The sequence below is a fragment of the Roseospira navarrensis genome, assembly GCF_009601025.1.
GTDB lineage: Bacteria > Pseudomonadota > Alphaproteobacteria > Rhodospirillales > Rhodospirillaceae > Rhodospira > Rhodospira navarrensis.
Genome location: NZ_WIVE01000030.1, coordinates 41,961 through 50,782 on the forward strand (window position 1 = coordinate 41,961; position 8,822 = coordinate 50,782).

Below are 8,822 nucleotides of genomic sequence, written 5' to 3' on the forward strand. Positions count from 1 at the left end.
CGCGGCGGCGGCCGCCCGGTCGATCAGCCGTCCGCCAGGATGCGGGCGGCCAGCGTTTCGGCAACCTCCGTTGCGCGCGACTCCTCGATCTGGCAGGTGCCGGCGGTGGCGTGCCCGCCGCCGCCGAAGTCCAGCAGCAGGGTGCCCACGTCCGTCCGCGAGGCCCGGTTCAGGATGGACCGGCCCAGGGCGATCTCGGTGAACCCGGGCCGCGAGGCGCGCGCCAGCGTCAGCGAAACGGTGGTCTCGGGATAGAGCGCGTAGATCATGAACCGATTGCAGGGATAGAGCACCGGCTCCTCGCGGAGATCCACCACCAGCAGGGGGCCGCGCCGGGTGGCGCAACGGCGCACCTGATGCTCGGCCTTCTCCTTGTGCTCCAGGTAGAGGTGAACGCGCGCCTCGACGTCGGGAATGCGCAGGATCTCCTCGATGGAGTGACGCCGGCAGTAGCGCGTCAGATCGTGCATCAGTTGTTCGTTGGAGATCTCGAAATCCCCGAAGCGGTGCAGCCCGGTGCGCGGATCCACGACGAAGTTCAGCATCGTCCAGCGGTCGGGCGCCAGGATGTCCATCTCGGTATAGTCGGCGGAATCGGCCTGATCGACCGCGGCCATCATCTCTTCGCTTATGCCGGGGAAGCCCTCCGCTCCGCCATAGTGATTGTAGATCACGCGCGCCGCCGACGGTGCCTCCGGGTCGTTCACCAGGTTTTCGCGCGCCCCCACCCGCGTCACTTCGGACACATGATGGTCGAAGGCCAGATGCACGCCCTCCACATAGGGCAGGTTCGAGGTGATGTCCTGGTCCGAGACCGGAACGCGCCCCCCCTGCATGGCGTTGGGCGAGGCGAAGGCGACATCGCCGATCAGCCCGCGTTCGCGCAGCAGCACCGCCGAGATGATGCCGTCCAGATCCGCGCGCGTGACCAGACGGTAGGGCCCCTGCCCGCCGATGGCCTCGATCTCGCCCGTGTCGTCGCCGTTGCCCGCGCTCATGGATGCCTCATGCCGTTCTGTTCCGGGATACCACCGTCAAGACCGGGGGCCGATCGCCCCCGCTGCCCCGTCCGGAGGACAATACCCGCCCGCACGGTGGTGGCCAACCGGCGTGCGCGCCCTGGTGTCATTCCGCGGCCGCGAACCGCTCCACGCCGTCGGGCCCCCGGTGGCGGACGACGGCCCCGGTTCGCTCCAGGTGGTGCAGGTGCGCCAGAGTCTCGCCCAGCGCAAAGAACATCTGGTGATCGTCGAGGGTCCGATTGAACAGGCGCGGCAGCAGAGCCATCGCACTGAGGGGCGCGGCGCGGCACAGATCGCGCGTTTCCTCCAGCCGGGCGTCGTGATGGTGCAGCAGCTCCGTGACCCGGGCGTGGAACCCGTGGAAGGGCAGCCCGTGAGAGGGCAGCACCAGCACGTCCGGATCGTCGATCACGTCGTGCCAGAGGCGCAGGCTCTCCAGGAACAGCGACAGAGGGTCCTCGTCCGGCTCCGACGGCCAGACGCTCACATTCGGGCTGATCCGGGGCAACACCTGATCGCCGGAGATCAGAACCCCCAGGCCAGGGCACCACAGCCCCGCGTGTTCCGGGGCGTGACCGTGGCCCATCATCACGCGCCAGTCGTGATCGCCGATGCGGACGTCCTGCCCGGTGCGGATGCGGCGGAAGGCGAGCGGATGCGCCACCGTGCGCTTGCGGTACGGGTTGCCGCGCCGGTCCACCAGCGCCATGAGGTCGGGTCCGCCGCCGGCGCGGGCGTACAGGTCGCGCGAAATGCCTGCGAAGTCCGCATCGGACAGCGCCTGAAGCTGGCGCCCGAAGGCCCACTCGCCCAGCGGCGCCCAGAGCGGCACGCCGAGCCAGTCGGTCAGCCACCCGGACAGCCCCATGTGGTCGGGATGGAAGTGGGTGCAGATCAGCCGTTTGACGGGCCGACCGGCCAACGGCCCCTCCATCAGCGTCCGCCAAAGATCCCGGGTGTGGTCGTTGGCGATGCCGGTATCGACCAGGGTCCAGCCGTCGCCGTCCTCCAGGACCCACAGGTTGATATGGTCGAGCGCGAACGGCAACGGCATGCGCAGCCAGCCGACGCCCGGCGCCACGCTGACGACCGTGCCGGGGGCCGGCGGGTCGGCGTGGGGAAAACGGAGCGCGCCGCCCGGTCCGGCGCCATCGGAATGCGTGGTCATGCCCGGGTGGTAGCGCGCTCCGGGTCCCGGCGCAAGGCCGCCCGCACGCCGGCCCCTCCCCGACCCGGCTCAGGCCCGGCTCAGGCGCCACAGCGTTTCCGCCGCCAGGATGTCGCGGCGCACCACCTCGCGGGCCGCCATCGCCTCGGCATCCTCGCCCCATGTCTCCATCTGGAACGACTCGTCCAGCCGGGACAGGGCGAAGCAGGTCGCGCCGTCAAGGCGGGCGTGGATGACCGCCAGAGCCAGCACCAGCGAACCGGCGGCGCCCGCGATGCATTGGGCGGCGGTCAGGCCCCAGTCGTCCAGATCGGACAGCGCGCCCTCCAGGGCGGCCGAGACCTGCGGCGGCTGACGCAGCGGCATGACACCCTGCGTGGCGACCAGCGGCGCCGACAGGTCCGCCGACGCCCAGTCCAGCAGCGGCTGCCAGGCTTCGGCCTGACGGGCGGCCAGTTCCGGCGGATGGTCCGCATGATAGCACAGCCCATCGGCATCCACGAAGCGGACCAGTTCCGCCACCACGGCGGCCCGGCCCGAGGCCACCCGCTCCAGCGCCGTATTCGCAAGCTGGGTCAGCGGCATGGTGGTGGGATCGATGGACTCGCCCTGGTCGTTCCATTCGACGGCCACCGCGTCCGCCAGGGCCGGCGTGGGCAGGCGCAACGGCCCCTGCGACGGGGTGCGGACGGGGCGGCCATCCAGCCACACGCCGTGGCCGCCGTCCCCCAGCGGCGCGGCCGTTGCGGCGGCATAAAAGCGGCGGGCGCGCTTGGCGGCCTGGCTGGCGCGCGCGGCGGCGACGGGATCGATGGACTTGCTCTCGGTCATGGTCAGATCAGGCATCGGGTGCGTGGGAGTGAATGCGACCCTGCGGTACCACGGACCGGGCCCCCGGACCAGCCTCCGGAGGCCCGCGGCATCCGCCCGATCAGTTCCCCAGCAGACCGCCGATGCCCTCGCGGATGGCGCCGCCCACATCGTCGCTGCCACCACCGTCGGAGCCGCCGTCCGTGGCGCCGCCGTCGGACGATCCCCCGCCGCTGCCGCCGCCGATGATCCCTTCCACGGCGCGGCCGATGTCCTCGGCCGCCCCGCTGACCGGGTCGGACGCAGCCTCGCCGGAGCCGGCGTCCGCCGCCCCGCCGCCGCCCGTGCCGGGCTCCTTCTCGCCCAGGGCGACCAGACAGGGTTCCATCTCGCCGTCCTCGCTGACCAGAAGGCTTTCGCCCAGCAACGACAGACCACCCGTGGCCACGGCCCCGGCGGCGCTGGCCGCGGTCCTCAGGCCCGTTTCCAGGGCCTTCTCGGCGTCCAGCTCAAGCGAGGGATTGGCGAAGGGGCCGGTCACGGCGAACAGTTCGACGATCTTGCCGAAGCCGGTCTCCAGGCCGATTCCCGGACGGGGACGCGGCGCGATGCGGACACTCAGGCGCTCCTCGCCCAGATCAATGGCCCCGCCGCCGCCGACCACCATCTTGTCGGTCTCCATGGCGATCCCGTTGTCGTTGGTCAGAACGCCATCAGCGGCCGACATGTTGAACACCAGGCACTGAACGGGCGTGGTGTCCTCCTTCTGGGCGAACGGATTGACCAGACTGCCCAACTGCGTGAACACGTCGCCACCGGCCCAGTTGACCGCGCCGTTGTTGATGCGGGCATCGACCGTGTGCAGCAGCACGGACCCGTCGAGCGTGCCGGCGATCTCGTGCGGCGTGGCCCCCCGCCCGGTCAACTGCACGCGAATGGTGGACGGGCCTTCGGTGAGGGCGTCCGATCCGCCGAAGGTCTTCGCCAGATCACCCAGGCGAACGCCCTCGCCGCTCAGCTCCACGGCGACGCTGGCCGCGCCGTTGCCCACGGGCTCAAGACCCACCGACCCCGAGAGTGATCCACCGGCCACGGTCGCCTGCATCGGGCTGATGGCCAGCGCGCCGCGATTGAGCGTGATGCCCAGGGTCAGGCCCGAGACCTCCGCGCCGCCCGGCAGCACCGCCGTGTCCACGCCGATGGTCAGATCGGCATCCGCCAGGGTCAGCGCATCAAGCGGCAGCGGCGTGTCCGGGATCATGGGACCGCCGGCCGTGGCCTGGTTGCCCGTCGCCGCGCCCCCGTCCGATCCTGACCCGGAGTCCGCGCCCGGCCCGCTGCTCCCCGACAATTCGTTCAGGTCCAGCAGCGGCGACGACAACTGCCCCGACACCGCCGGACGCGGACCGTCCAGGCGGGCGTCCAGGGAGCCCGTCACGCTGCTGCGGCCCAGCGTGGCCGCCAGATCGCGCAGGCCGTATCCGCCCTCGATGTCCATGACCGAGGCGTTGGCCTTCAGCGGCACGGGGAGGGTGGCCCCCAGGTCCGCCAGCGCATCCGGATCGGGCACGTTCACCGACAGGGTCAGGTCCAGACCCGAGGGGGCGAGCGCGTTCGCGATGGCGCCGGTGGCGGCGACGCGGAAGGCATCGGGGGAGCCCAGGCCCGCGTCCAGGTCGCTGACGGACAGCGCATCCGCATCCCCCTGCACCTTCAGCGCGACCGAGTAGGGACCGAGGGCGGGGATGTCCACCGTCTGCCCGGCGGCCTGCGCCAGCGCGGCCAAATCCGCCACCTGCGATCCCCGCACCGTAACCGCGAGGTCGATCCCCTTGGCGGCCGCCGGGTCGGCGATGGAGCCGTTGACCGTGACGGTCGCGCCGCCGGCCGTGGCCTCCAGGTCCAGCGGCCAGCCGGACGATCCGGGATCGTTGAGCGCCGTCAGCGCGCCGACCGTGCCGGCCAGGGTAAAGGCCGCCTCGTTGTAGGCGCCGGCGATGTCCAGGGTCAGCGGATCGGTCAGGCCGCCGCCGGTCAGCGAGACCCGCTCCAGCGCCACCGACATGGTCTGGCCGGAGACGCCGTCGCGGTACACCAGGGCGCCGTTCTCCAGCCGGACTTCCTGAATCTGCAGATTGGGCGCGGCGCCGGTGTCGCCCGGACCGCCCTCTTCCGTGGCGTCCGCGGTGTCCTCGGCGGCCGTCTCGGCCGCATCCTCGTCTGGGGCGGCCTCGTCGGTGGGTCCGGCGAGGACCCAGTTGCCCTCGCCCTCGGCATTGGTCTCCAGGTTGACGACCGGCTCCACCAGCACCAGACGCACCACGTTGATGTCGCCGGAGATCAGGGGGATCAGTTCCACCTGGGCTTCCAGGCGGCCCACCGTGACCATGTCGGAGTCCTGCGCCCAGGGCGCGTTGCCGATGGTCACGCCCTCCACCACCAGGGCGGGCGTCAGGCCGATGGCCAGGTCCATCTCGCCGTCGATGGCCACCGACCGGCCCGTGTTCTCCTCGATCAGGGCCACGATCCGGCCCTTGTACTGGCTGACGTCAAGGGTCGCGATGAACACGCCGATGGCCCCGACGATCAACAGGATCAGGCCGACCAGCACCTTCAGGATGGTCGAGAGTTTCATGGAACGGTCCTCCCCACGGTCCGCATGCTCCGGGCCCGGCCCGGTCGGTGCCCCGAGCCCCCGTGGCCCGCCGCAACCGAAGCGATCTCATGCCTCAAATGTGGCTGTCCTTGGGCGCGCGCGCCACGCCCGGCGAGAAAAAACCCGCGTCAGGATGCGGCAACCGCCCGCGCGCCGCCCACGTGCAGCGGCACCGCATCGCAGTCCGCCGCGACCACACGGGCGCCCGCGCCCAGCAGGGCCGCCGCCGGATGATAGCCCCAGGCCACGCCGATGGCGTCGGTCCGCGCGGCGCGGGCCATCTGCATGTCAAAGGTGGTGTCGCCGATCATGACGGTGCCCGCCGGGTCCGTGCCCAGCGAGGCCATCGCCCGCAGCAGCATGCCCGGATGGGGCTTGCCGGGGCCGTCGTCGGCCGTCTGGATGCTCAGGAAGCGGCCGTCGAGCCCGTGCCGCTCCAGGGCCACATCCACGCCCCGGCGGGACTTGCCGGTGGCGATGCCGAGCAGGACGCCGTCCGCCTCCAACCGATCCAGCATGGCGTGCACACCCGGGAACAACGGCTCGTCGTGATCCGGGCGCGCCCGCAGAGAGACGAACGCCTGCTTGTACAGGTCCGCGACGCGCGCTTGCTGATCCGGTGTGGCCGAGGGCGTGACGGCCGCCACGGCCTCGTCCAGCGACAGCCCGATGATCGCCCGCGTGGCGTCGTCGGACGGGACGGTGACGCCGGCCGCCTGGCAGGCCATGGCCATGGCCGCGACGATGTTGTGCTGGCTGTCCACCAGCGTGCCGTCCACGTCGAAGACGGCGAGGCACAGCGTGGTCATTCGGGCGCGGCTCCATGGTCGCGGGCATAGGCGGTGGCGGCCTGCTGCACCGACATCATCATCAGGGGCATGATCCGGTCCGTGTAGACGCCCATCTTGCCGGCCACGGACCGGCCGACGGACGAGCCGAAGAAATCGGCCATGGCCTTGAGTTCCCGGGCGGTGAAGGTCTCGGTCAGCACCACCAGCACCGTGGACCGGATTTCCGCGTGATCCAGCCGAACCATGGCGAAGTCGATGAAGTCCTGGCGGTGTTCGCGGGGCAGCATGCGGGCCACCCGCAACGTGCTGGTCTCCAGCGTGTCGCGCACCGGCATGGCGGCCTCGTAGCGGATGGCCTGGGCGCGCCGGTTCTCCGGCGTGTCTTCCAGCGCCAGGGCCGGCCCGCCGAGGGCGACCGTCAGCAGGCCCGCGGCGATCCAGGATATGCGGTTCGGGCTCACGCGATCTCCTCCAGGGGCGGCGCGTCCTTGGGCTGGAACCCGAAATACCGGAACGCCTCCGTCATGTGGCGGGGCAGCGGCGCCTCGACCGTCAGGGTGCCACCGGCGGGATGGGGCATGGACAGAAGGCGGGCGTGCAGGTGCATCTGCCGCGCGACCTCGGCCCCCGGCAGGAACGCCCCCTGCCCGCCGTACTTGCCGTCGCCCAGGATCGGCGTGCCCAGCACCAGGGCATGGGCGCGCAATTGGTGGGTGCGGCCGGTGCGCGGCTCCATCCACAGCCAGCAGACGGTGCCGGTCGCGTCGTCCACCACCTGGAAGTCAGTGATCGCGGGCTTGCCCTCGGTGTCGTCATGCACCATGCGTTCGCCGCGCGCCCCGCCCTCCTTGGCGAGCCCGGCGCGGATGGTGCCGGCGCGCGGCTTTGGCGTGCCGACCACCAACGCCCAATAGACCTTGCGGGTCTCGCGCCGCCGGAAGGCCTCGGCCAGCGCCTTGGCCGCCTTGGCCGTGCGCGCCAGCAGCAGGACGCCCGAGGTGTCCTTGTCCAGACGGTGGACCAGGCGCGGCCGCTCGTCGTTCGGATGACGCTTCAGGCCGTCCAGCATGGCGTCCAGGTGGTGGGTCAGGCCGCTGCCCCCCTGGGTCGCCAGGCCGGCCGGCTTGTTCAGCGCGATCAGCCAGTCGTCCTGATGCAGGATGGTCTTGCGCAGGTCCTTGAGATCGGACTCGCGAACCTCGGGCGCGGGCTTCGCCGGACGCGGCGCGTCCGGCGCGGGATCGAGCGGCGGCACGCGGACCGTCTGCCCGGTGGCCAGACGGGTGCTGGCCTTCACCCGGCCGCCATCCACCCGCACCTGCCCCGTGCGCAGCAGCTTTTCCAGCCGGCCGTGCGACAGCGCGGGGAAGCGCCGCCGGAACCAGCGATCGAGTCGCTGGTCGGCCTCGTCCGGCGTCACCTGAATGGTCTGAACCCCGCTCATGAGCGGCCCTCTCTTGTATCAGCGGCACCGGCCTTCGGCAAAGACCGTTGGTTTTAAAGCAGAACCCGGCCGAGCCACATCCCGGCGAACAGGGCGAGCACACCGGCGATGACGGAGCCCGCCACGTACAGCGCCGCCGCCATCAGGGCCCCGCGTTCGTACAGCGTGACCACGTCCAGCGAGAAGGTCGAGAACGTGGTAAACGCCCCCAGCACGCCGGTGACCAGGAACACCCGGGCCTCGGGCGGAGCGGACCAGCGCCGCGCCATGATGTCGATCAGCAGGCCCATCAGCAAGGACCCGGCCACGTTGACCACCACCGTGCCCCAGGGGAACCCGTGGCCGAGCCAGCGCGGCACCGCCGACGTCACGGTGTAGCGGGCGATGGCGCCCACGGCTCCACCGGCCGCAACCGCGATCAACAGGGTCGGGTTCACGGGCGGGTCTCCGGTTGGGGCAGCGGGGGCACGGCGGGGATAGCATCGCCCGGGTCGGGCGGCAAGGGGACGCACCGCCATACACCGCTTTGGCTTTTTTCACGAGAGGAAGCGCTTTTTGGTGGATCAATCAGGGGCAAATCCGTACCGTCAATGCGGGTATAATGACCGGATTGGCACCCAACGGCGGAGGGCGGCGCATGCTGAACTACATGACATTGAGTGGGCGACGCAGCCGCGGGTCGTTCGTCCGCCTGATGATCGTCCTGACCGTCCTGTTCTTCGGCTTCTTCATCACACTCGGGTTCGTATTTTTGCCGTTTCCCGAGGGAATTTCCCAGGCCGAAAAGGCAGAGAGGGCTTATCCCTTTGAGTCCGGGACCACATCATGTGGTGACAGGTGGCCTGAAACGGCGTAGAACATAACGTGAACGCACGCCATTTCCGGAGCCCGACCATGAGCAAGTTTCCTCGATCCCTGCTCGAATTCCAGC

The 8,822-nt window shown here is 70.8% G+C and carries 9 protein-coding genes; 1 reads left to right on the forward strand and 8 read right to left on the reverse strand.

What is annotated here, in order from left to right:
* Nucleotides 1-23 precede the first annotated feature (23 nt).
* The 8 genes from GHC57_RS10735 to crcB all read right to left on the reverse strand — a co-directional run bounded on the left by GHC57_RS10735 (nt 24) and on the right by crcB (nt 8,328).
* Nucleotides 24-998, reverse strand: coding sequence for an exopolyphosphatase (locus GHC57_RS10735; RefSeq protein WP_153344030.1), 975 nt, complete (start codon nt 996-998; stop codon nt 24-26).
* 127 nt (nt 999-1,125) lie between these two features.
* Nucleotides 1,126-2,190: an MBL fold metallo-hydrolase gene (locus GHC57_RS10740; protein WP_153344032.1), complete on the reverse strand. Its 1,065-nt coding sequence runs from the start codon at nt 2,188-2,190 to the stop codon at nt 1,126-1,128.
* 69 nt (nt 2,191-2,259) lie between these two features.
* Nucleotides 2,260-3,021, reverse strand: a complete 762-nt coding sequence (locus GHC57_RS10745; protein WP_153344034.1) for an ATP12 family chaperone protein — start codon at nt 3,019-3,021, stop codon at nt 2,260-2,262.
* Between the two features lie 100 nt (nt 3,022-3,121).
* Entirely contained in the window at nt 3,122-5,635 is a 2,514-nt protein-coding gene (locus GHC57_RS10750; protein ID WP_153344036.1) for an AsmA family protein, read from the reverse strand.
* Between the two features lie 149 nt (nt 5,636-5,784).
* Nucleotides 5,785-6,465 carry an HAD-IA family hydrolase gene (locus GHC57_RS10755; RefSeq protein ID WP_153344038.1) on the reverse strand — a complete coding sequence of 227 codons (681 nt, stop codon included), beginning with the start codon at nt 6,463-6,465 and terminating at the stop codon, nt 5,785-5,787.
* Nucleotides 6,462-6,908 carry a DUF2059 domain-containing protein gene (locus GHC57_RS20450; RefSeq protein ID WP_153344040.1) on the reverse strand — a complete coding sequence of 149 codons (447 nt, stop codon included), beginning with the start codon at nt 6,906-6,908 and terminating at the stop codon, nt 6,462-6,464. The genes GHC57_RS10755 and GHC57_RS20450 overlap by 4 nt, the downstream gene beginning before the upstream one ends.
* The gene (locus GHC57_RS10765) at nt 6,905-7,891 is read right to left on the reverse strand and encodes an RluA family pseudouridine synthase (RefSeq protein ID WP_153344042.1); all 987 of its coding nucleotides are present in this window, start codon (nt 7,889-7,891) and stop codon (nt 6,905-6,907) included. The genes GHC57_RS20450 and GHC57_RS10765 overlap by 4 nt, the downstream gene beginning before the upstream one ends.
* 53 nt (nt 7,892-7,944) lie before the next feature.
* Complete coding sequence (crcB, locus tag GHC57_RS10770; RefSeq protein ID WP_343031157.1) at nt 7,945-8,328, reverse strand: fluoride efflux transporter CrcB; 384 nt, start codon at nt 8,326-8,328, stop codon at nt 7,945-7,947.
* A 200-nt stretch (nt 8,329-8,528) separates the two neighbouring features.
* Here crcB and GHC57_RS10775 point away from each other — a divergent pair, with 200 nt between their 5' ends.
* The gene (locus GHC57_RS10775) at nt 8,529-8,747 is read left to right on the forward strand and encodes a hypothetical protein (protein ID WP_153344046.1); all 219 of its coding nucleotides are present in this window, start codon (nt 8,529-8,531) and stop codon (nt 8,745-8,747) included.
* The last annotated feature ends 75 nt before the right edge of the window (nt 8,748-8,822 follow it).

Bases quoted from the DNA above. Each gene is read 5' to 3' on its own strand.
- GHC57_RS10745 (WP_153344034.1), bottom strand. From the start codon at position 3,021: ATGACCGAGAGCAAGTCCATCGATCCCGTCGCCGCCGCGCGCGCCAGC.
- GHC57_RS10765 (WP_153344042.1), bottom strand. From the start codon at position 7,891: ATGAGCGGGGTTCAGACCATTCAGGTGACGCCGGACGAGGCCGACCAG.
- GHC57_RS10755 (WP_153344038.1), bottom strand. From the start codon at position 6,465: ATGACCACGCTGTGCCTCGCCGTCTTCGACGTGGACGGCACGCTGGTG.
- GHC57_RS10775 (WP_153344046.1), top strand. From the start codon at position 8,529: ATGCTGAACTACATGACATTGAGTGGGCGACGCAGCCGCGGGTCGTTC.
- GHC57_RS10735 (WP_153344030.1), bottom strand. From the start codon at position 998: ATGAGCGCGGGCAACGGCGACGACACGGGCGAGATCGAGGCCATCGGC.
- GHC57_RS10740 (WP_153344032.1), bottom strand. From the start codon at position 2,190: ATGACCACGCATTCCGATGGCGCCGGACCGGGCGGCGCGCTCCGTTTT.
- GHC57_RS10750 (WP_153344036.1), bottom strand. From the start codon at position 5,635: ATGAAACTCTCGACCATCCTGAAGGTGCTGGTCGGCCTGATCCTGTTG.